A 21,422-nucleotide genomic window follows, 5' to 3' on the forward strand; every position below is an offset into this window, starting at 1 on the left:
ATTTGCGATGGGCATGCGGGGGCAAGCAACAAGGAGCCACCGAATGTACGCCAATCTTCTCTTGAGCACCGATGGTTCGGACGTCGCAACAAAAGGCGTCGAGCATGGAATGGCCCTGGCAAAAGCCTTGAAGGCCAAAGCGACGATCGTCACCGTGACTGAACCGCTGCCAATCGATTATGGCGGCGGACACGACTCGGGATGGATTCCGTCGCAAGGCGAGATTGATCGATTTGACGCGGCCTGCAGGGAGCGCGCCGGCCAAGTGCTCGATCAAGCGCGAGCCATGGCAGAGCGGGGCGGGGTCTCGGTCGAGCTCTTGCACGTTCCGAATTCGCACCCGGCCACGGCGATTGTCGAAACGGCAAAATCCAGAGGCTGCGATTTGATCGTCATGGCCTCTCATGGACGTCGGGGCCTCAGAAGCTGTTTTTGGGAAGTCAAACGTCCGAGGTCCTCGTGAACGGAAGCATTCCGGTGTTGGTCGTGCCGTAGCCGCTCCGACGTGACTCTTTCGCGCCGGATGCCATCGTCATGGACCTCCGACTAGCCGCGGCCGCGATACGGCGCGACGCCTTGCTCGGGCACCCAAAGGCCTTTCGGCACGCGTCCGGTCTGCCAGAACACGTCGATCGGAATGCCGCCGCGCGGATACCAATAACCGCCAATGCGCAGCCATTTCGGCCTGATCTCGCTGGCGATGCGCTTGCCGATCATCACGGTGCAATCCTCGTGGAAGGCGCCGTGATTGCGGAAGCTCGCGATGTAGAGTTTCAGCGATTTCGACTCCAGCAGCCACTGGCCGGGCGCGTAGTCGATCATCAGGTGGGCGAAATCGGGCTGTCCCGTGACCGGGCAGAGCGAGGTGAATTCCGGTACGGTGAAACGGACCAGATAATCGGTCCCGGCTTGCGGATTGGGGACGCGGTCGAGCTTGGCCTTCTCGGGCGCATCAGGCCATTCCACGGCACGGCCGAGCTGCAGGCTGGGTGAGGTTTTCGATTTGCTGGGCTTTTTCGACATGGGGCCCTCATAGCCAATCATTCGGTGGCCGTCACCCGGCCTTTTCCGCTTCGATGCATTGCGGTAGAAGCAGCCGCGAACTGCCCCCTTTGTTCCCCGAAAAGAGGCCCTCATGACCGCCATCATCGACATCATCGGACGCGAAATCCTCGATAGCCGCGGCAATCCCACCGTCGAGGTCGACGTCGTGCTGGAGGATGGCGCGCTCGGCCGCGCTGCCGTGCCGTCGGGCGCCTCCACCGGCGCCCATGAGGCGGTCGAGCTGCGTGACGGCGACAAGGCCCGCTATCTCGGCAAGGGCGTCACCAAGGCGGTCGGCGCCGTCAACGGCGAGATCTTTGAGGCCCTGAGCGGTCTCGATGTCGAGCAGCAGGCCCAGATCGACCAGATCATGATCGACCTCGACGGCACGCCGAACAAGAGCCGGCTTGGCGCCAACGCCATTCTCGGCGTGTCGCTCGCCTGCGCCAAGGCGGCCGCGAACTCGCTCGACATGCCGCTCTACCGTTATGTCGGCGGCACCTCGGCGCGGCTCCTGCCGGTGCCGATGATGAACATCATCAATGGCGGCGTGCATGCCGACAACCCGATCGACTTCCAGGAGTTCATGATCCTGCCCGTCGGCGCGTCTTCCTTCGCCGAGGGCCTGCGCTACGGCGCGGAGGTGTTCCACACGCTGAAGTCCGAGCTGAAGAAGGCTGGCCACAACACCAATGTCGGCGACGAGGGCGGCTTTGCGCCGAACCTGCCGTCCGCGGACGCAGCGCTGGAGTTCGTCATGAACGCGATCGGCAAGGCCGGTTTCAAGGCGGGCGGCGACATCGTGCTCGGCCTCGATTGCGCCTCGACCGAGTTCTTCAAGAACGGCAAATACGTCTATGAAGGCGAGGGCAAGACCCGTTCGGTCTCCGAGCAGGCCAAGTATCTCGCCGACCTCGTCGGCCGCTACCCGATCGTCACCATCGAGGACGGCATGTCGGAAGACGACATGGACGGCTGGAAGGAGCTCACCGACCTCGTCGGCAAGAAGTGCCAGCTCGTCGGCGACGATCTCTTCGTCACCAACGTCAAGCGCCTCGCCGAAGGCATCAAGGCCGGCCGTGCCAACTCGATCCTGATCAAGGTCAACCAGATCGGCACGCTGACCGAGACGCTCGCCGCCGTCGAGATGGCCCACAAGGCCGGCTACACTTCGGTCATGTCGCACCGCTCCGGCGAGACCGAGGATTCCACCATCGCCGACCTCGCGGTCGCCACCAATTGCGGTCAGATCAAGACCGGCTCCCTTGCACGTTCCGATCGCACCGCCAAATACAACCAGCTCCTTCGCATCGAGCAGCAACTCGGCAAGCAGGCGCTGTACGGCGGCAAGGCGGCACTGAAGGCGCTGGCATAAGCCAGCGTCACCGCGCGAAGGCGCGAACAACGAGGACAGGGGAGGATCGACATGACCGACGGCAAGACCGGACTGCAACTGCGTTCGCTGATCAAGAACAGCGGTGAGCTGGAAATCTCGCTTCTGGACGTGCCGACCCCCGAGCCTGCGGATGACGAGGTCGTCGTCCGCATCGAGGCGGCGCCGATCAACCCGTCCGATCTCGGTCTGCTCGTCGGCGCTGCCGACATGAGCACGGCCAAGGCCTCCGGTACGAAGGATGCGCCTGTCATCACCGCGAAGGTACCTGATGGTGCGATGCGCGCGATGGGCGCGCGGATCGACCAGTCGCTGCCTGTCGGCAATGAGGGCGCAGGCGTCGTCATCAAGACCGGCTCGTCGGACGCCGCGAAAGCGCTGATGGGCAAGACGGTCGCGATGATTGGCGGAGCCATGTACGCGCAGTATCGCACCTTGAAGGCGCGGGACTGCCAGCCGCTGCCCGAGGGCACGACGGCAGCGGAAGGCGCTTCCTGGTTCGTCAACCCGCTCACCGCGCTCGGCATGACCGAGACGATGCGGCGCGAAGGTCACAAGGCGCTGGTGCACACCGCGGCCGCCTCCAATCTCGGCCAGATGCTGAACAAGATCTGCATCAAGGACGGCATCGGGCTCGTCAACATCGTGCGCAGCAAGGAGCAGGCGGAGATCCTGCACAAGATCGGCGCGAAATACGTGGTCGATTCCAGCGTGCCAAGCTTCCTCGACGATCTCACCAATGCGCTGGTGGAGACCGGCGCCACCATAGCCTTCGACGCCATCGGCGGCGGCAAGCTTGCCGGCGACATCCTCAACTGCATGGAGATCGCGATCAACAAGACCGCGAAGGAATACAGCCGCTACGGCTCCAGCGTGCACAAGCAGGTCTATGTCTACGGCGCACTCGACATTCGTCCGATCGAACTGCCGCGTGGCTTCGGCATGGCCTGGGGCGTCGGCGGCTGGCTGCTCACGCCGTTCCTGCAGAAGATCGGACCTGCCGACATCGGGCGGCTGCGTCAGCGTGTCGTGAGTGAATTGAAGACGACCTTCGCCAGCCACTACACCAAGGTGGTGTCGCTACACGAGACGCTCGATCCCGCCAATATCGCGGTGTACGCCAAACGCGCCACCGGCGAAAAATTCCTCATCAACCCAAATAAATAATCGTGATCGGCGGCCGCCGGTCACCCAAAAGACGTCTTGCCTTCTGAGCCAAGCGGGATTTTTATTCCGCCGCGTTGAAAGCGGAAAAACCGCCACGCGCGCTCAGAAGGGGACATCTTCATGATCGATTTCAATCGCCGTCATCTGCTCGCAGGCGCGGCCGCCATCGGCGCGGCTGCCGCGACTGGCCTCCGGCCGTCCACCGCAAATGCCGCAGTGCCGCAAGCCGGCGCTCAGGCGCCGGGCTTCTACCGCTACAAGGTCGGTAGCTTCGAATGCACCTCGATCAATGACGGTGCGCGCAGCTTCCCGATGCCCGACAAGTTCGTCACGAACATCCCGAAGTACGAGGCGCTCGCCGCTTCGGATGCCGCCTACATGCCGAAGGGCATGGTCACCGTCCCATTCAACCCGCAACTCATCAACACCGGCTCCAAGCTCGTGCTGATCGACACCGGCAACGGCGTCGCCAATCTGGAGCCCAGCAAGGGCGCGGTCGGCCGCACCCTGCAAAACCTGCAGGCTGCCGGCATCGACCCCAAGAGCATCGACATCGTGCTGCTGTCGCATCTGCATCCCGACCACACCAATGGCATCCGTCTGGCCGACGGCGGCCTTGCCTTCCCGAACGCCGAGATCATGGTGCCGGTGAAGGATTGGGAGTTTTGGGAGAGCGACGAGAACGCGGCCAAGGCTCCGAACGAGATGACGAAGAACTACTTCGCCAACGTGAAGAAGACCTTTGCGGGGCTGGAGTCCAAGGTGACGAAGTATGAGTGGGGCAAGGAGGTCGTATCAGGCATCACCTCGATCGCAACCCCGGGCCACACGCCCGGCCACACTTCGTTCGCGGTCGCCTCGGGCGACAAGAAGGTGCTGATCCAGTCCGACGTCACCAACATTCCGGAGTTCTTCCTGCGCAATCCCGACTGGCATGTGGCGTTCGACAACGATCCTGCGATGGCGCAGGAAACGCGTCACAAGTTCTTGGACATGGCGGCAGCCGAGAAGGCGACCGTCGTCGGCTTCCACTTCACGTTCCCGTCGGTCGGCCATGTCGAGAAGGACGGCGCGAAATATCGCCTGATCCCGTCGGCGTGGAATCCCACGATCTGATCAATTGCAGATTTGCACGAAAGATTGGGCCGCCGTTTGGCGGCCCGACTGTTTTGGGCGACCGTCTGCTTCCAGGAAACTTAGCGTTTCCAAATCAGATCGGTTCATGCACTTGCATCTTTTGGCGCGGATCGCTTAAGTGCCGCCGGCACTTCCCCCCTCAAGGTTTCAAAGACAAACCAAGGATAATCTGATGGCCTACAACATCGTCGTGATCGCCGGCAGCCTGCGCAAGGACAGCTTCTCGCTGAAGATCGCCAACGCGCTCGCCAAGCTCGCGCCTGGCTCGCTCAAGCTCGAGGTCGTCACCCTCGGGGGCATCTCGTTCTTCAACCAGGACCTCGAGGGCGCACCGCCCGCCGACTGGCTGGCCTTCCGCGAGAAGCTGCAGAAGTCCGACGGCGTCATCTTCGTCACGCCGGAATACAATCGCGCCATCCCGGGCGTGCTGAAAAACGCCATCGACGTCGCCTCGCGCCCCTATGGGAAGAGCTCGTTCAACGGCAAGCCGGTCGGCATCATCTCCAACTCGCCGGGCCCGCTCGGTGGTGTCAGCGCCGCCAAGACGCTCCAGAACATCCTGCCGGGCATTGCCGGCCCGATCATGCAGCAGCCCGAGACCTACCTGAACGCAGTGGGCGATGCCTTTGATGCCGAGGGCAATCTGGTCAAGGAGTCGCTCAAGCCCGTGCTCCAGGCCTACATCGACGCCTTCGCCGCGCACGTCGCAAAGCACCACGGCTGAGCCGGCTCGTGCCTCCGTCATGCCCGGGACCAGCCCTGGCATGACGGAGACAGGTGGCCCAGGGGAGATTAGCACTCCCTTAACCAAGCTGGCCCATCTTGCCAAAATGGTCTCCCGCGCCCGCCTCAAATCTGTCCTGACCGGCCTCGCTCTCTATGCGATGGCGGTCGCCATCGTCGGCTATTTCGGGGTCAACGCCTATACCGGCAAATACGGCCTCAATGCCCGCCAGGAGCTCGACCAGGAGATCGTTGCGCTGACCAGCGAGCTGGCCCAGCTCAAGCGCGAGCGTGCCCGCAGCGAGCAGCGCGTGTCGCTGCTACGCACTGAGAAGATCGACCCCGACATGCTGGACGAGCGGGCCCGGTTCCAGCTCGACTATGTCAATCCGCACGATCTAATTCGGACGATCTCGCAGAACTAGCGCTTTCCGCAGCATTCGAAACAAGCGCGCGCAAGCCGTTCCCTCCATCGTTCCGGAAGTCGTACTCCGAACCGCCACCTTGACGTCGGCGCGGCCGGCGTGCCTTGTCCCGGCGCGGTGCCGCCAAAGGTTGACGAAGATCAATCGGGTTGCGCGAGGCGCCCCTAGACTGCTTCCCGGAGGAAACGGTGATGGATGGGTCAATGCCCCGGCATCACGCGGCTCGTGTCGAAGCCGCCATTGCATCAGGCCAGGCGGCTCGGTCCGCGCTCGTGGCTTCGTGGCGCCGTTCCTCCCGATTGCATCATCTCGACCCTTCCGGCCACAACGCACCGCTGCGGCTGAGCGATTTCGAGCTGCGACAGGCGCGCGAGCGCATCGCGCCGCTGCTCGCCGCCGCACAAGGCGCCATGGACCGGCTCTATCAGGCGGTCGGTGCGGCCGGCTGCTGCGTGCTGCTCGCCGATGGCGACGGTGTGCCGGTCGACCGCCGTGGCACGCCGGCGGATGATGCAACATTTCAATCCTGGGGCCTTTGGACCGGCGCGCTCTGGAGCGAGGAGCATGAGGGAACCAATGGCATCGGCACCTGCGTCGTCGAGCAGCGGCCGCTGACGATCGATCGCGACCAGCACTTCTTCACGCGCAACACGCTGCTCAGCTGCACCGCCGTTCCGATCTACGACCACGAGGCGGCCTTTGCCGGCGTGCTCGATGTCTCCTCCTGCCGCGCCGACCGCACCGATGCGTTCTCCAGCCTGATCGCGCTGGCCGCGGGAGAGGCGGCGAGGCGCATCGAGGCTGATCTGTTTCGCCGGGCCTTCGCCCATGCCCGCATCGTGCTGACGCAAGGACCGGACGGCCAGTCCATCGGTCTCATCGCGGTCGATGCGGATGATCTCGTGATCGGTGCGACCCGCACCGCCCGGGTGGGACTCGGGATCGCGCCGGGCAGGGAGCTGCAGCCGGTTCCCGCGGCAGATCTGCTCGGCGGCGAACCCGCACAGGACCATCTCGCCGGCGGTCAGCGTGCGGTGCTGCAACGGGCGCTGCTCCGCGCCGGCGGCAATGTGTCGGCCGCCGCCAAGGCCCTCGGCGTCAGCCGCGCCACGCTGCACCGGAAGCTGAAGCGGTTCGAGCTGAAGCACTGACCTGTCGCAGTTCTGCGACAGGTCCACTCCGCCATCGCATCCCCCCGGGCTGACAGAAAACACGTCCCGCGAGATCGTTAGCGCAAGTCGTGAACACACGACGATTAGCGCAAACATCAACATCGGGAGTGATCAATGAACAAGGTGGAATTCCTCGGCGTGACCCAAAGTCCGTTCGCCGAACGCTACGACAATTTCATCGGCGGCAAGTTCGTCGCGCCGATCTCGGGCAAATATTTCGACAACGCCTCGCCGGTGACCGGCAAGGTCGTCTGCAAGATCGCGCGCTCCGAAGCGCAGGACGTCGAAGCGGCGCTCGACGCGGCCCATGCCGCCAAGGCCGCGTGGGGACGCACCAGCGTCGCCGAGCGCGCTGCGATCCTCAATCGCATCGCCGATCGCATGGAGGAGAATCTCGAGCGCCTCGCGGTCGCCGAGACCTGGGACAACGGCAAGCCGATCCGTGAGACCCGGGCCGCCGACCTGCCGCTCGCCATCGATCATTTCCGCTATTTCGCGGGCGTCGTCCGCGCCCAGGAAGGCTCGATCGGCGAGATCGACCACGACACCATCGCCTATCATTTCCACGAGCCGCTCGGCGTCGTCGGCCAGATCATTCCCTGGAACTTCCCGCTGCTGATGGCGTGCTGGAAGCTCGCGCCGGCGCTCGCTGCGGGCAATTGCGTGGTGTTGAAGCCCGCCGAGCAGACGCCGGCCTCAATCATGGTCTGGGCCGAGATCATCGGCGATCTCCTGCCGCCTGGTGTGCTCAACATCGTCAACGGCTTTGGCCTGGAGGCCGGCAAGCCGCTCGCCTCCAGCCCTCGCATTTCCAAGATCGCCTTCACCGGCGAGACCACGACGGGCCGGCTGATCATGCAATATGCCAGCCAGAACCTGATCCCCGTGACGCTCGAGCTCGGCGGCAAATCGCCGAACATCTTCTTCAAGGACGTCACCGCCGAGGACGACGACTTCTTCGACAAGGCGATCGAAGGCTTTGTCATGTTCGCGCTGAACCAGGGTGAGGTCTGCACCTGTCCGAGCCGGGCGCTCGTGCATGCGGACATCTACGATCGCTTCATGGACCGGGCGCTCAAGCGGGTGGCCGCCATCAAGCAGGGCGATCCGCGTGCAGCCGACACCATGATCGGTGCGCAGGCTTCCGGCGAGCAGCTCGCAAAAATCCTGTCCTATATCGACATCGGCAAGCAGGAGGGTGCCAAGGTCCTGGCCGGCGGCGGACGGGCCGAGCTCGGCGGCGACCTCTCGGGTGGCTTCTACGTCCAGCCGACGGTGTTCGAAGGCAACAACAAGATGCGGATCTTCCAGGAGGAGATCTTCGGACCCGTCGTCTCGGTCACGACCTTCAAGACCGATGACGAAGCGCTCGCGATTGCCAACGACACGCTCTATGGCCTCGGGGCCGGCGTCTGGAGCCGCGATGCCAACCGCTGCTACCGCTTCGGCCGCGCGATCCAGGCGGGCCGGGTCTGGACCAACTGCTACCACGCCTATCCCGCCCATGCCGCGTTCGGCGGCTACAAGCAGTCAGGCGTCGGTCGCGAGACCCACAAGATGATGCTCGATCACTACCAGCAGACCAAGAACCTCCTGGTCAGCTACAGCCCGAAGAAGCTCGGCTTCTTCTGATCGAGCAGGCACAGGCGGCGTCATGTCGGCGCCGCCTGTGCAGATCGGCGATCGCCGCCCCACCGTCATCCGTCTGTCAGATTGTTGAGACAAGACGACAGCCCGATCGCGACGACGCGATGCCAGGCACAGACGGAGGCGCGGCCATGACGACCAATCCCTTGCAGCGGAAGATACATGTCGGAGCGATGCTGCTCGGCGTGGCGGCCCTGGCGTCGCTTGCGCCGTCCCTGGCCTGCGCGCAGACCGCTCCGGCCAGCGCAAAACCCTTCCTGACCGTCGACGGAAAGGCGCCGCTGATTCTCGGACATCGCGGCGTGCCGGGCCTGGTGCCCGAAGAGACCGAGGCCTCGTACGATCTCGCTGCCGCGCTCGGAACCGACGCGCTCGAAGAGGATCTGCACCTCACCAAGGATTGCGTCCTGGTCGCGCGCCACAACCCCTGGCTGGCCGACAACACCAATGTCGCCGAAGTCGCGAAGACCAACCCTGTCGTCGCGGCACGCAAGCGCACGGTATCAGGTATGCGCGTCAAGGCTCCGGCCGCCGCCGGGACGCCCGTTGACTATCTCACGGATCTCACCAATCCCGCCGATCCCAAATCGGTGCTGAAGTCATTGATCGTCGACGGTGAGGATCACACCAACGACTGGTCGATCACCGATTTCACGATGGCCGAGCTGAAGCAATGGATCGGCGGGACCACCTATGACGCCGCCAACGAGCGGCCGAAGATCTTCAACGGCAAATTCCCCGTCATCAGCTTCCAGGACATCCTCGACATCGCCAAGGCCAAGAGCAAGGAGACCGGGCGTCCCATCCTGGTCTATCCGGAAACCAAGAACCCGACCTGGAACAATGCTCAGGCGATCGCAAACGGCTGCGGCGCGCCGGGCAGCCATCCGCTCGAGGATGCCCTGATCAAGATCATCAGCGACAACGGCCTCAACACCAAGGACGCGCCCATCTTCGTTCAGAGCTTCGAGCCCGGCAGCCTGAAATACATGCGCAGCCACGGCCTTCAGACCCGGCAGGTCCAGCTCATCGACGGCAATGGCATCGACTTCAAATCCGGCAAGGTGCTGCTCGACAACATCACCAATTCACGTCCGTTCGACTGGACGGTTGCAGGCGATGCGCGCCTGTACGATGCGATGCTGACGCCTGAGGGCCTGGCTGACATCAAGACCTATGCAGACGGCATCGGCCCGTGGAAAGCTTATATCGTTCCGCTGAAGGTCGCCTCGTGGAAGGACACCAAAGCCGACGGCACGCCCTACAAGGGATCGACACCGGAGGCTTCGACGCAGGAGGCGACCAGCCTGATTGCCGACGCGCACAAGCTCGGCCTGTTCGTCCACGTCTTCACGTTCCGTAACGAGAAGAAATATCTCGCGGCCGACTATCACGCCGATCCGGCCCAGGAATATCTCAAGTTCTTCCGTCTCGGTGTCGACGGCGTTTTCACCGACTTCACGCACACAGGCGTTGCCGCCCGTGCTGCGTATTTGCGCGAGTTGGGCTGGTAGCCCGACCGCTCGAATCGGACACGCATCGGGACGTCAGCGCCCGAGATATGCGTGTCCGATGTCGTTGCCTCATCTGCGTGCAGAGCTCTCGCAGGCGAGGAGCGAATGTTGCCTGATCAGCGCCAAAGGTTTTGCAAAATTTCGGCCACGTTGCAGTGCGGCATAATGAAAGTCGCGCCATGCCGCTGCGGTGCTTTCACACGCGATTGAGTTGGGTTAGAGAGGACCTAGATTTCTCTGACCCGGAATTCCAATGGCCGCACCCAAGAAAGCCGCCGCAAGCGCTGAGCAAGACAAAACCAACGGCGGTTCGCCCCCGGAGTTCACCAGGGAGCAGGAGCTGAAGGCGCTCCGCGACATGCTCCTGATCCGGCGGTTCGAGGAAAAGGCCGGCCAGCTCTATGGCATGGGTGCGATCGGCGGTTTCTGCCATCTCTATATCGGCCAGGAGGCCGTGGTAGTTGGTATGCAGATGGCCCTGAAGCAGGGCGATCAGGTCATCACCGGCTATCGCGACCACGGTCATATGCTTGCGACCGGCATGGACGCCAACGGCGTAATGGCCGAGCTCACGGGACGCCGCGGCGGCTATTCCAAGGGCAAGGGCGGCTCCATGCACATGTTTAGCAAGGAGAAGCACTTCTACGGCGGCCACGGCATCGTCGGTGCGCAGGTCTCGCTTGGCACTGGTCTCGCATTCGCTAACAGTTATCGCAGCAACGGCAATGTCAGCGTAACCTATTTCGGCGACGGCGCAGCCAACCAGGGCCAGGTCTATGAGAGCTTCAACATGGCGGAGCTCTGGAAGCTGCCGGTGATCTACGTCATCGAGAACAACCGCTACGCCATGGGCACTTCGGTCTCGCGCGCGTCGGCGCAGCAGGATTTCTCCAAGCGCGGCGTGTCCTTCAACATCCCCGGCAAGCAGGTCGACGGCATGGACGTCCGCGCCGTCAAGGCCGCGGGCGAAGAGGCGGCGGCCTGGTGCCGCGCCGGCAAGGGCCCCTTCATCCTGGAGATGCAGACCTACAGATATCGCGGCCATTCGATGTCCGACCCTGCAAAATACCGTACGCGCGAGGAGGTCGAGAAGGTCCGCCACGATCAGGATCCGATCGAGCAGGTACGCAACCGCCTGCTTGCGGCGAAGGTGAGCGAGGCTGACCTCAAGGCGATCGATGCCGAGGTGCGCGACATCGTCAACGCATCCGCCGACTTTGCCCAGCATGATCCCGAGCCGGATGCCGCCGAGCTCTGGACCGACGTTTACCGCTAAGACGCGCGCAAGCTTTCTTTGGAGTCGATATGCCAATTCAAGTGCTGATGCCCGCGTTGTCGCCCACGATGGAAAAGGGCAACCTCGCCAAATGGCTGAAAAAAGAGGGTGAGACGATCAAATCCGGCGACGTCATCGCCGAGATCGAGACCGACAAGGCCACCATGGAGGTCGAGGCGACCGATGAGGGCACGCTCGGCAAGATCCTGATCCCGGAAGGCACCGCCGACGTTGCCGTGAACACGCCGATCGCGACCATTTTGGCGGATGGCGAGAGCGCCGCCGATCTTGCAAAGGCGCCTGCACCGGCGGCGAAGGCCGCAGAGTCTGCACCGCCAGCCGCTGCCAAGGCCGAAGCGCCTGCGCCCAAGGCTGCACCTGCGCCACAGGCCGTCGCCGAGCCCGATCCCGAAGTGCCCGCCGGCACCGAGATGATCACCCAGACCATCCGCGAAGCGCTGCGCGACGCCATGGCCGAAGAAATGCGCCGCGACCCTGATGTGTTCGTGATGGGCGAAGAGGTCGCCGAATATCAGGGCGCCTACAAGGTGACGCAAGGCCTGCTGCAGGAGTTCGGCGCCAGACGCGTGATCGATACCCCGATCACCGAGCACGGCTTTGCCGGCGTCGGCGTCGGCGCTGCCATGACCGGGCTCAAGCCGGTCGTCGAGTTCATGACCTTCAACTTCGCCATGCAGGCGATCGACCAGATCATCAACTCCGCCGCCAAGACGCTCTACATGTCCGGCGGCCAGATGGGCTGCTCGATCGTGTTCCGCGGTCCGAACGGCGCAGCCGCGCGCGTTGCCGCCCAGCACAGCCAGGACTATTCGGCCTGGTATTCGAACGTCCCGGGTCTCAAGGTCGTCGCGCCGTTCTCGGCCGCGGACTACAAGGGCCTGCTCAAGGCCGCGATCCGCGATCCCAATCCGGTGATCTTCCTCGAGAACGAGGTGCTCTACGGTCACACCGGCGAGGTGCCGAAGCTCGACGATTTCATCGTTCCGATCGGCAAGGCGCGCATCGTGCGCGCGGGCAGCCATGTCTCGATCATCTCCTGGTCGAACGGCATGACCTATGCCCTGAAGGCCGCCGACGAGCTCGCCAAGGAAGGCATCGAGGCCGAGGTGATCGACCTGCGCACGCTGCGGCCGATGGACACCGAGACGATCATCAACTCCGTCAAGAAGACCGGCCGCGCCGTCACGGTGGAAGAGGGCTGGGCCCAGAGCGGCGTCGGCGCCGAGATCGCCGCGCGCATCATGGAGAACGCCTTCGATTATCTCGACGCGCCGGTTGCGCGCGTTGCCGGCAAGGACGTGCCGATGCCTTATGCCGCGAACCTGGAGAAGCTCGCGCTGCCCTCGGCGGCTGAGGTCGTCGAGGCCGCCAAAGCCGTCTGCTACAGGTAGACCATGGCGGGCCCGAAGGAGCAGCCACTGCCGCCCGACGTCATAACCCGCGACGATGCGGTCGAGATCCTGCGCGTTTTCGTGCTGGATGGCGGGCTGTCGATGGCATTCCAGCGCGCCTTCGAGGAGCCCGACATGTGGGGCCTGCTGCTGGTCGATCTCGCCCGCCACGCCGCGCGCGCCTATGCGCGCGAGAGCGAATACACCGAGGAGGACGCGCTGAACCGGATCCTCGACATGTTCCAGGCCGAGATCGAGCGTCCGACCGACACCGGCACCACGACGCCGCGCGGGAAGGGACACTGACCGTGGCGATTGAAGCGCACCATTACGATTTCATGCTGGAGGCGATCCGCGAGGCAGAGGCCTCGATCGCGCAAGGCGGTCTGCCGATCGGCGCCGTGCTGACGCGCGGCGACAGGATCATCGCCCGTGGCCACAACAACCGCGTGCAGGAGAACAATCCGATCCTGCACGGCGAGATGAGCTGCCTGCGTGAGGCCGGCGCGATCTCGTTCCACGACACCGTCATGTACACCACGCTGTCGCCATGTTCGATGTGTGCCGGCGCGCTCGCTCTGTTCAAGGTCAAGCTCGTGGTGATCGGCGAATCCGTCACCTTTGAGGGATCCAAGGACATTCTCGACAAGTTCGGGATTCCCTGGATCGACCTTGCCGACGATCGCTCCATCACCATGATGAAGAATTGGCGCTCCATCCCTGCCAATGAGCGCCTCTGGCAAGGCGACATCGGCAACTAAACCTGGTCTGTTCGTCTTCACTTTCGGGGACGACGTTTTGAGAAGTTCTTCGTGAGGTCAGCATGCCCATCAACATCCTGATGCCAGCTCTTTCGCCGACGATGGAGAAGGGCAACCTCGCCAAGTGGCTGAAGAAGGAAGGCGACAAGGTCAAGTCAGGCGACGTCATCGCCGAGATCGAGACCGACAAGGCCACCATGGAGGTCGAGGCCATCGACGAGGGCACGATCGCCAAGATCCTGGTGCCCGAGGGCACGCAGGACGTCCCGGTCAACGACGTGATCGCGGTGCTCGCCGGCGAAGGCGAGGACGTGAAGGCCGCGGGTAGCGCCAAGCCCAGCGCCTCCGCCGCGCCGCCCAAGGCGGCCGAGGCTCCCGCTGCTGCACCGGCGCCTGCGCCTGCTGCACCCAAGGCTGCTCCGGCACCTGCCGCCGCTCCGGCACCGCAAGCTGCCGCACCGGCCGCGCAGAGCAACGGCCATGCCGGCCGCATGTTCTCATCGCCGCTGGCGCGGCGTCTCGCCAAGGAAGCCGGCATCGACGTCGGGATGGTCACCGGCACCGGTCCTCACGGCCGCGTGGTTGCGCGCGACGTCGAACAGGCCAAGTCGGGCAAGGGCCTCAAGGCGCCTGCCGCCGCGCCGTCCGCCGGTGCACCCACGATCGCGCCGACCATGTCGGACAAGCAGATCCTGTCGCTGTTCGAGCCGGGCTCCTACGACGTCGTTCCGCATGACGGCATGCGCCGCACCATCGCGCAGCGCCTGACCGCGTCGATCCAGAACGTCCCGCACTTCTATCTCACCATCGACTGCGACATCGGCAAGCTGCTCGCCGCGCGCGAGGAGATCAATGCGGCAGCTCCGAAGGACAAGGAGAAGAAGCCGCTCTACAAGATCTCGGTCAATGACTTCGTCATCAAGGCGATGGCGGTGGCGCTGCAGAAGATCCCGAACTGCAATGTCAGCTGGACCGAGTCAGGCATGGTCAAGCACCATCACTCCGACGTCGGTGTCGCCGTGGCGATGCCGGGCGGCCTGATCACGCCGATCATCCGCAAGGCCGAGACCAAGACGCTCTCGACCATCTCCAACGAGATGAAGGACTTTGCCGCGCGCGCCCGCTCGCGCAAGCTGAAGCCGGAAGAGTACCAGGGCGGCACCACCGCCGTCTCCAACCTCGGCATGTTCGGCATCAGCCACTTCACCGCTGTGATCAACCCGCCGCACGCCACGATCCTCGCGGTCGGCACCAGCGAGGAGCGTCCGGTCGTGCGCGGCGGCAAGATCGAGATCGCGAGCATGATGAGCGTGACGCTGTCCTGCGATCACCGCGCCATCGACGGCGCGCTCGGCGCCGAGCTGATCGGCGCCTTCAAGCAGCTGATCGAAAACCCCGTCATGATGATGGTGTGAGCCGCGAACGTTGCATACGTAGGGTGGGCAAAGGCGCAAAGCGCCGTGCCCACCTTATTTCATAGTGTTGGAAGGCGGTGGGCACGCTTCGCTTTGCCCACCCTACGAAGTTCAGTTGAATGGGAGCCGCAATGGCCGACACATCCTTCGACGTCATCATCATCGGCTCCGGCCCCGGCGGCTACGTCACCGCGATCCGCGCCGCTCAGCTCGGCTTCAAGACCGCGATCGTCGAGAAGTCCTATCTCGGAGGTATCTGCCTGAACTGGGGCTGCATCCCGACGAAAGCGCTGCTGCGCTCGGCCGAGATCTACCACTACATGCAGCACGCCAAGGACTATGGCCTGTCGGCAGAGAAGGTCTCGTTCGATCCGAAGGCCGTGGTGCAGCGTTCGCGCGGCGTCTCCAAGCGGTTGAACGACGGCGTCGGCTTCCTGATGAAGAAGAATAAGGTCAGCGTGATCTGGGGCGCGGCTTCGATCGACGCGCCCGGCAAGATCACCGTGAAGAAGTCCGACGTCGAGGGCCCGAAGGGCTCGCTGGGCGAGGGGGCCTATCAGGCCAAGCACATCATCGTCGCCACCGGCGCGCGGCCGCGCGTGCTGCCGGGGCTCGAGCCCGACAAGAAGCTGATCTGGACCTACTTTGAAGCGATGGTGCCCGAGCGGATGCCGAAGTCGTTGCTGGTGGTCGGCTCCGGCGCGATCGGCATCGAGTTTGCCTCGTTCTTCCATACCATGGGCTCTGACGTCACCGTGGTCGAGGTGCTGCCGCAGATCCTGCCCGTCGAAGACGCCGAGATCGCCGGCCTCGCGCGCAAACGCCTGGAGAAGCTGGGCATCAAGATCATGTCCTCGACCAAGGTGACCAAGCTGGAGAAGAAAGCCGACAGCGTCGTTGCCACCATCGACGACGGCAAGGGCAAGCCCGTGACCACCGAATTCGAGCGTGTGATCTCGGCCGTCGGCGTCGTCGGCAACATCGAGAATCTCGGCCTCGAAAAACTGGGTGTGAAGACCGACCGCGGCTGCATCGTCATCGACGGCTACGGCAAGACCAACATCCCCGGCATCTACGCCATCGGCGACGTCGCTGGTCCCCCGATGCTCGCCCACAAGGCCGAGCATGAGGGCGTGATCTGCATCGAGGCGATCAAGGGCCTGCATCCGCATCCCATGGACAAGCTGATGATCCCGGGCTGCACCTACTGTCATCCGCAGGTCGCCTCGGTCGGCCTGACCGAAGCCAAGGCCAAGGAGAACGGCCGCGAGATCCGCGTCGGCCGCTTCCCCTTCGTCGGCAACGGCAAGGCGATTGCGCTGGGCGAGGACCAGGGCCTGGTCAAGGTCATCTTCGACAAGAAGACCGGCCAGCTGCTCGGCGCCCACATGGTCGGCGCTGAAGTCACCGAGCTGATCCAGGGCTATGTCGTCGCCATGAACCTGGAGACGACGGAAGAAGAGCTGATGCACACCGTGTTCCCGCATCCGACCCTGTCGGAAATGATGAAGGAAGCGGTGCTGGATGCGTACGGGCGGGTGTTGAATATTTAGCCACCGCCGTCATTGCGAGCGAAGCGAAGCAATCCAGACTGCCTCTGTGAAAAGACCCTGGATTGCTTCGCTGCGCTCGCAATGACGAGCAGAGAAAGCCGATTGCAAAACAAGAAGAGGAAATCACCCCATGCACGACAACGACAACCTCACCATCGAACGCCCGACCTTCGTCACGCATCTCGAATGCGCCATGGAGGGCGATCATTACGCCGCCGACCAGGTCCACAACCTCTCCAAAGCGGGCAAGCCTCTGCTCGTTCGCTACGACCTCGCCGGCGTGAAGAAGGCGCTCACCAGGGACGCGCTCGCTCAGCGTCCCGGCGACATGTGGCGCTATCGCGAGCTCTTGCCGGTGCGCAAATGCAGGGACATCGTCTCGCTCGGTGAGGTCACGACGCCGCTGATCCGGCTGCCCAAGCTCGGCAAGAAGCTCGGCGGCGGCGAGATCATCGTCAAGGACGAGGGTCGTTTGCCGACCGGCTCGTTCAAGGCGCGCGGCCTCGTGATGGCGGTGTCGATGGGTAAGGCGCTCGGCATCAAGCACATGGCGATGCCGACCAACGGCAATGCCGGCGCCGCGCTGGCGGCCTACGCGACATCCTGCGGCATCAAGACCACGATCTTCTGCCCGGCCGATACGCCGGAGGTGAATGTCAGCGAGATCGAGCTCCAGGGCGCGACCGTCTACCGCGTCAACGGCTATATCGACGATTGCGGCAAGATCGTCGGCGAGGGCAAGGCAAAGGTCGGCTGGTTCGACACCTCCACGCTGAAGGAGCCGTACCGGATCGAAGGCAAGAAGACGATGGGCCTCGAGCTCGCCGAGCAACTCGGCTGGGACGTGCCCGACGTGATCTTCTATCCGACCGGCGGCGGCACCGGCCTGATCGGCATGTGGAAGGCGTTCGACGAACTGGAAAAGATCGGCTTCATCGGCTCCAAGCGCCCGCGCATGGTCGCGGTACAGGCCTCCGGCTGCGCGCCGATGGTGCGGGCCTATGAGGCCGGCACCGAGCACGCCACGCGCTGGGAGGACGCCCACACCATTGCTTCAGGCATCCGTGTGCCGCAAGCGATCGGCGATTTCCTGATCCTGCGCGCCGTGCGCGAGAGCAAGGGGTTTGCGATTGCTGTCGATGACGACAAGATCTCGTCGGCGCTGAACGAGGTCGCGCGCGAGGAGGGGCTCTTGCTGTGCCCCGAGGGCGCCGCGACCTATGCTGCCTACAAGGAAAGCCTCGCCGACGGCCGCGTCTCGAAGACTGACCGCGTCATGCTGTTCAACTGCGCCACGGGCTTGAAATATCCGCTGCCGCCGGTCACCCGCACGCTCGACCGCCACAAGCCGATCGATTACGCGCAGTTCTGACGCGTCATTTCGTCTCTTCACGAACGATCGCTCTTCCCGTACGCGGGAAGAGACAAGAACAAGAATGATATCGTCGGGAGACCACAATGAAGAAGGCTGTCTGGGCCGGGCTGATCGGCATTCTCGCTCTCACCAGTGTCGCGCGCGCCGACGATTATCCGTCGCATCCCATCACCATCATCGTTCCCTTCGCGGCCGGCGGCCCGTCCGATGCAATGGCGCGCGTGCTGGCCGAGCGGATGCGCCAGTCGCTCGGCCAGGCGCTGGTGATCGAGAACGTCACCGGCGCCGGCGGCTCGATCGGGGTGGGGCGCGCCGTCCATTCGCCGCCTGATGGCTACACCATCTCGTTCGGCCATCTCGGCACCCATGTCGCCAACGGCGCCGTCTACAAGCTCAACTACGATCTCGTCACCGATCTCGAGCCGGTGGTGCTCTTGCCGAGCAATCCGATGATCGTGGTCAGCAAGAATGCGGTGCCGGCGAAATCGCTGAAGGAGCTGCTGGAGTGGCTGAAGTCGCGGCCGACGCCGCCGACGGCGGGAACGGCCGGCGCAGGATCCGGCAGCCACATCGCCGGCGTCTATTTCGAAAGCGTCTCCGGCATCAAGCTGCAATACGTGCCGTATCGCGGCACGGCGCCGGCGTTGAACGACCTCATCGCCGGCCAGATCGACATCATCGTCGACCAGACCTCCAACTCCATCAACCAGGTCCGCGCCGGCACCATTCGCGCCTACGCCATCACCGACGACAAGCGCCTCGCCTCGGCGCCCGACATCCCGACCGCGGATGAAGCGGGCCTGAAGGGCTTCAACATGACGCTGTGGTCGGGCCTGTGGGTGCCGAAGGGCACGCCGAAGGAGATCGTCGCCAAGCTCAACGCCGCCGCCGTGGAAGCGCTGAACGATCCCGCCGTGAGGAAGCAGCTCGAAAGCCAGGGCCTGGAGATGACGCCGAAAGATCAGCTCACCCCGGAGGCGCTCGGCGTCAGGCAGAAGGCCGAGATCGCGAAGTGGTGGCCGATCATCAAGGCGGCGAACATCAACGTGGAGTGAGGAGGGTCCGCTTCTACTCCGGCCCCACAAACCCCACCGGCACCGCCTTGGCGCTGGCATCCTGCGTCACCACGCGCTGGTCGGTCTTGCCGGCCACCGCGCCGCTACCCTCGAACCGCGCGCGATAGACCAGCACGTTCTCCATCACGCGCTGGACGTAGTTGCGCGTTTCCGAGAGCGGGATGCGCTCGACCCAGTCGACCGGATCGATCTTGGGATCTCTGGGATCGCCGTGCGCCTGCACCCATTCGCGCACGCGGCCGCGGCCGGCATTGTAGCCGGCGAAGGTCATGATCTGGTTGCCGCGATATTCCGACAGCAGCGCGCTAAGCTCGGCCGCGCCCATCTGCGTGTTGTAGACGGGGTCGGAGACCATCTTGTCCCAGTCGTAGGTCACGCCGAAGCGTTTTGCCGTGTCGCGGCCGGCTTCCGGCGTCACCTGCATCAGGCCAACGGCATTGGCCGATGATTTGTCGCGCTGGTTGAACGAGCTCTCGGTGCGCGCCACCGAATAGATCACGCTGGTCTCGATCGCGGGTGCGACCTGCTTGTGCTCAGGGATGCCGATGGTCGGGAAAGCGTAGTGGTCGAGCGCGAGGCCGTGGGCCAGCGCCGACTTGCCAACCTCCAGCATCACGCGCGCGTCGTTGCGTTGGCCGGCGAGCTCGCCAAGCGCCCCGAGCGCGGCGACGTCGGTGCTCTCCTTGGCAAAATCCTCGGCGTAGTAGAACACCGTGTCACGTTCCCCGATGGCATAGAGCATATCGGCGGCGCGTACGCGCTCATCCACGGCCGGCGTGTCGGCGGCGGCCAGCACGGGCGAGGGGGCGCGCAGCTCTAGCCCCTCGAGGCCGAGCCGGGCACGGGCGAGCTGGCCGTAATAGGCGGTCGGATAGCGCGCGGCAGCCTTGTAGCTCTGCTGCGCGTCGGCGGCTGCTCCCATGGCTTCAGCCGCGCGGCCGCGCCAGTAATACCCCCGTGACAGCGCGATCGGATTGGCCGAGCCTTCGTCGATCGCCGCGAAATGCGTCATCGCGGCTTTGGGATCGTCGAGATAGCGCAGCGCAATCCAGCCGCACATGAAGTGATAGTCGACGCGATAGACCTCCATCGCCGGCACGGCGGCCGCGCGCACCACGTCGTAGGCGGTCTGGAATTTGCCCTGGTCAAGCAGCTTTCGCGCGAGCAGACGCCGCTCGCGCCACCATGCATCGGTGTCCTGCACGGCCATCGTGTCGGGCGCAGCAGCCAGGATCACTTCGGCCGCATCGTCGATGTGGTCCTTCTGCAGGTGCCATTGCGCCCGGCACAGCACATAGCCGAGGTCGCGGCGCGCGTCTTGAGGCACGTCCTCGAGATAATCCTTGGCCTTGTTCTCCTTGCCGTTGACGGCGGCGCAGGCCTTGACGATCGCAAGTGAATCCTCGCCAAGACGTTTTGCGGCGCGCCTTGCGCCGGCATAGTCCTTGGCGCCGAGGCGCTTGTCCATGCGGGCCCGATGATCCTCGGGCCGCAACAAATCGTGGAACGCGTCGTAGGAATCCTCTTCGCTGCGCTCGGACAATTCCTCCGAGCGCCACGCCTCGCGCACGAGGCGCGTCGCCCTGTCGCTGTCGCCCTCGGCGATCAGCACGCGTGCCAGCGCAAAATTGCCCTTGGCGCTGATTGGCCGGTCCATCGTGAAGGCGTGCACGGTGGCCGCGTCGCTCTTCTCCTGCCACAGGCGCGCCTCGGCGCGTTTGCGCAGCAGCACGGCGCTCGGCCAATCCGGATTGGCGGCGAGGAAGGCGGCGTAGCGCTTGAAAGGTGCGGTGCTCTCGGAATGGCGCAGCATGAACCAGTCGGCGAGCTTTTGTCCGGCCGGATCGGCAATGCGGTCGCGCGCCGCGGTCGCATCGTCGGTCTTGCCCTTGCGCGCGAGGTCGATCGCGTCCTTCAGCGCGGCGAGGTCGCCCGTCAGCGCCGGCGGCGCGGGCTTGTCCGCAGGCTCCTCGTCCTGCTTCTTCGACTTGCGCTTGGCCTCGGCATGTTTGCCGTGCTTGCCCGATGCAGCATGCCGCTGCTTGCCAGCGGACTTGCTGCCGGTTTTTGCCTCGTGCGTTTTCTTTGACGCAGATGATTTGTGACTGCTCTTCGCTGCCAGCTCGGTGGGAACAAGGGCCAAAGCGGCCACGGCAACGACACACGCGAGCGAGCGTAGGCACTGGTTCATTCGATGGTCCCCCTGCGAAACCACTACAAACCAAGGTCCGCGACGACATGCGGCTTGAGAATCAAGAACGACACCAAAACGATGCCATGACATCGTTTCGCATTCCTCAGGCTCGTTCAACAATGCGGCAAAATACGGATT

The 21,422-nt window shown here is 64.1% G+C and carries 18 protein-coding genes and 1 pseudogene; 17 read left to right on the forward strand and 2 right to left on the reverse strand.

The genetic code is table 11. From position 1 onward, the window contains the following. Positions 1-43: 43 nt before the first annotated feature. Positions 44-495: pseudogene (locus L6639_RS13370) on the forward strand (universal stress protein). 51 nt (positions 496-546) lie between these two features. Here the strand turns inward: L6639_RS13370 and queF are convergent. Then, entirely contained in the window at positions 547-1,023 is a 477-nt protein-coding gene (queF, locus tag L6639_RS13375) for a preQ(1) synthase (protein WP_237862076.1), read from the reverse strand. Positions 1,024-1,135: 112 nt separating this feature from the next. Between queF and eno the strand changes: the two genes are divergently transcribed. From eno to L6639_RS13455, 16 genes are all read left to right on the forward strand, one after another. Next, positions 1,136-2,419, forward strand: coding sequence for a phosphopyruvate hydratase (gene eno, locus L6639_RS13380; RefSeq protein ID WP_237862077.1), 1,284 nt, complete (start codon positions 1,136-1,138; stop codon positions 2,417-2,419). A 51-nt stretch (positions 2,420-2,470) separates the two neighbouring features. Further along, positions 2,471-3,604 carry a zinc-binding dehydrogenase gene (locus L6639_RS13385; RefSeq protein WP_237862079.1) on the forward strand — a complete coding sequence of 378 codons (1,134 nt, stop codon included), beginning with the start codon at positions 2,471-2,473 and terminating at the stop codon, positions 3,602-3,604. A 120-nt stretch (positions 3,605-3,724) separates the two neighbouring features. Beyond that, complete coding sequence (locus L6639_RS13390; protein WP_237862081.1) at positions 3,725-4,720, forward strand: MBL fold metallo-hydrolase; 996 nt, start codon at positions 3,725-3,727, stop codon at positions 4,718-4,720. Positions 4,721-4,913: 193 nt separating this feature from the next. Then, positions 4,914-5,465, forward strand: a complete 552-nt coding sequence (locus L6639_RS13395) for an NADPH-dependent FMN reductase (protein ID WP_237862083.1) — start codon at positions 4,914-4,916, stop codon at positions 5,463-5,465. A 106-nt stretch (positions 5,466-5,571) separates the two neighbouring features. Further along, positions 5,572-5,889 (forward strand): FtsB family cell division protein, encoded by a 318-nt coding sequence (locus L6639_RS13400; protein WP_237862084.1) that lies wholly within the window; start codon positions 5,572-5,574, stop codon positions 5,887-5,889. A 191-nt stretch (positions 5,890-6,080) separates the two neighbouring features. Further along, a complete protein-coding gene (locus tag L6639_RS13405; RefSeq protein WP_237862086.1) occupies positions 6,081-7,040 on the forward strand; it encodes a helix-turn-helix domain-containing protein in 960 nt (319 codons plus the stop codon). A gap of 135 nt (positions 7,041-7,175) precedes the next feature. Next, on the forward strand, positions 7,176-8,693 hold the full coding sequence (gene adh / locus L6639_RS13410) for an aldehyde dehydrogenase (RefSeq protein WP_237862088.1): 1,518 nt from the start codon (positions 7,176-7,178) through the stop codon (positions 8,691-8,693). Between the two features lie 146 nt (positions 8,694-8,839). After that, complete coding sequence (locus L6639_RS13415) at positions 8,840-10,222, forward strand: glycerophosphodiester phosphodiesterase family protein (RefSeq protein ID WP_237862090.1); 1,383 nt, start codon at positions 8,840-8,842, stop codon at positions 10,220-10,222. Positions 10,223-10,475: 253 nt separating this feature from the next. After that, on the forward strand, positions 10,476-11,498 hold the full coding sequence (gene pdhA, locus L6639_RS13420) for a pyruvate dehydrogenase (acetyl-transferring) E1 component subunit alpha (RefSeq protein WP_237862092.1): 1,023 nt from the start codon (positions 10,476-10,478) through the stop codon (positions 11,496-11,498). A gap of 29 nt (positions 11,499-11,527) precedes the next feature. Continuing rightward, positions 11,528-12,910: a pyruvate dehydrogenase complex E1 component subunit beta gene (locus tag L6639_RS13425; protein ID WP_237862093.1), complete on the forward strand. Its 1,383-nt coding sequence runs from the start codon at positions 11,528-11,530 to the stop codon at positions 12,908-12,910. Positions 12,911-12,913: 3 nt separating this feature from the next. Beyond that, entirely contained in the window at positions 12,914-13,216 is a 303-nt protein-coding gene (locus tag L6639_RS13430; RefSeq protein WP_237862095.1) for a DUF5076 domain-containing protein, read from the forward strand. Positions 13,217-13,218: 2 nt separating this feature from the next. After that, positions 13,219-13,671, forward strand: a complete 453-nt coding sequence (locus tag L6639_RS13435; protein ID WP_237862097.1) for a nucleoside deaminase — start codon at positions 13,219-13,221, stop codon at positions 13,669-13,671. 62 nt (positions 13,672-13,733) lie between these two features. Then, positions 13,734-15,086, forward strand: a complete 1,353-nt coding sequence (locus tag L6639_RS13440; protein WP_237862099.1) for a pyruvate dehydrogenase complex dihydrolipoamide acetyltransferase — start codon at positions 13,734-13,736, stop codon at positions 15,084-15,086. A 131-nt stretch (positions 15,087-15,217) separates the two neighbouring features. Then, a complete protein-coding gene (gene lpdA, locus L6639_RS13445) occupies positions 15,218-16,639 on the forward strand; it encodes a dihydrolipoyl dehydrogenase (RefSeq protein WP_237862101.1) in 1,422 nt (473 codons plus the stop codon). 130 nt (positions 16,640-16,769) lie between these two features. Beyond that, positions 16,770-18,011 (forward strand): threonine synthase, encoded by a 1,242-nt coding sequence (locus tag L6639_RS13450; RefSeq protein WP_237862103.1) that lies wholly within the window; start codon positions 16,770-16,772, stop codon positions 18,009-18,011. 86 nt (positions 18,012-18,097) lie between these two features. After that, entirely contained in the window at positions 18,098-19,069 is a 972-nt protein-coding gene (locus L6639_RS13455; protein ID WP_237862105.1) for a tripartite tricarboxylate transporter substrate binding protein BugD, read from the forward strand. 13 nt (positions 19,070-19,082) lie between these two features. On the opposite strand, the gene L6639_RS13460 is transcribed toward L6639_RS13455, so the two are convergent. Continuing rightward, entirely contained in the window at positions 19,083-21,281 is a 2,199-nt protein-coding gene (locus L6639_RS13460; protein ID WP_237862107.1) for a lytic transglycosylase domain-containing protein, read from the reverse strand. Between the last annotated feature and the right edge of the window lie 141 nt (positions 21,282-21,422).

The organism is Bradyrhizobium zhengyangense (assembly GCF_022012555.1).
GTDB classification, from domain to species: domain Bacteria; phylum Pseudomonadota; class Alphaproteobacteria; order Rhizobiales; family Xanthobacteraceae; genus Bradyrhizobium; species Bradyrhizobium zhengyangense.

Excerpts from the sequence above, each read along its gene's own strand:
- queF (WP_237862076.1), bottom strand. The coding sequence starts at position 1,023 with ATGTCGAAAAAGCCCAGCAAATCGAAAACCTCACCCAGCCTGCAGCTC.
- eno (WP_237862077.1), top strand. The coding sequence starts at position 1,136 with ATGACCGCCATCATCGACATCATCGGACGCGAAATCCTCGATAGCCGC.
- L6639_RS13385 (WP_237862079.1), top strand. The coding sequence starts at position 2,471 with ATGACCGACGGCAAGACCGGACTGCAACTGCGTTCGCTGATCAAGAAC.
- L6639_RS13390 (WP_237862081.1), top strand. The coding sequence starts at position 3,725 with ATGATCGATTTCAATCGCCGTCATCTGCTCGCAGGCGCGGCCGCCATC.
- L6639_RS13395 (WP_237862083.1), top strand. The coding sequence starts at position 4,914 with ATGGCCTACAACATCGTCGTGATCGCCGGCAGCCTGCGCAAGGACAGC.
- L6639_RS13400 (WP_237862084.1), top strand. The coding sequence starts at position 5,572 with ATGGTCTCCCGCGCCCGCCTCAAATCTGTCCTGACCGGCCTCGCTCTC.
- L6639_RS13405 (WP_237862086.1), top strand. The coding sequence starts at position 6,081 with ATGGATGGGTCAATGCCCCGGCATCACGCGGCTCGTGTCGAAGCCGCC.
- adh (WP_237862088.1), top strand. The coding sequence starts at position 7,176 with ATGAACAAGGTGGAATTCCTCGGCGTGACCCAAAGTCCGTTCGCCGAA.
- L6639_RS13415 (WP_237862090.1), top strand. The coding sequence starts at position 8,840 with ATGACGACCAATCCCTTGCAGCGGAAGATACATGTCGGAGCGATGCTG.
- pdhA (WP_237862092.1), top strand. The coding sequence starts at position 10,476 with ATGGCCGCACCCAAGAAAGCCGCCGCAAGCGCTGAGCAAGACAAAACC.
- L6639_RS13425 (WP_237862093.1), top strand. The coding sequence starts at position 11,528 with ATGCCAATTCAAGTGCTGATGCCCGCGTTGTCGCCCACGATGGAAAAG.
- L6639_RS13430 (WP_237862095.1), top strand. The coding sequence starts at position 12,914 with ATGGCGGGCCCGAAGGAGCAGCCACTGCCGCCCGACGTCATAACCCGC.
- L6639_RS13440 (WP_237862099.1), top strand. The coding sequence starts at position 13,734 with ATGCCCATCAACATCCTGATGCCAGCTCTTTCGCCGACGATGGAGAAG.
- lpdA (WP_237862101.1), top strand. The coding sequence starts at position 15,218 with ATGGCCGACACATCCTTCGACGTCATCATCATCGGCTCCGGCCCCGGC.
- L6639_RS13450 (WP_237862103.1), top strand. The coding sequence starts at position 16,770 with ATGCACGACAACGACAACCTCACCATCGAACGCCCGACCTTCGTCACG.
- L6639_RS13455 (WP_237862105.1), top strand. The coding sequence starts at position 18,098 with ATGAAGAAGGCTGTCTGGGCCGGGCTGATCGGCATTCTCGCTCTCACC.
- L6639_RS13460 (WP_237862107.1), bottom strand. The coding sequence starts at position 21,281 with ATGAACCAGTGCCTACGCTCGCTCGCGTGTGTCGTTGCCGTGGCCGCT.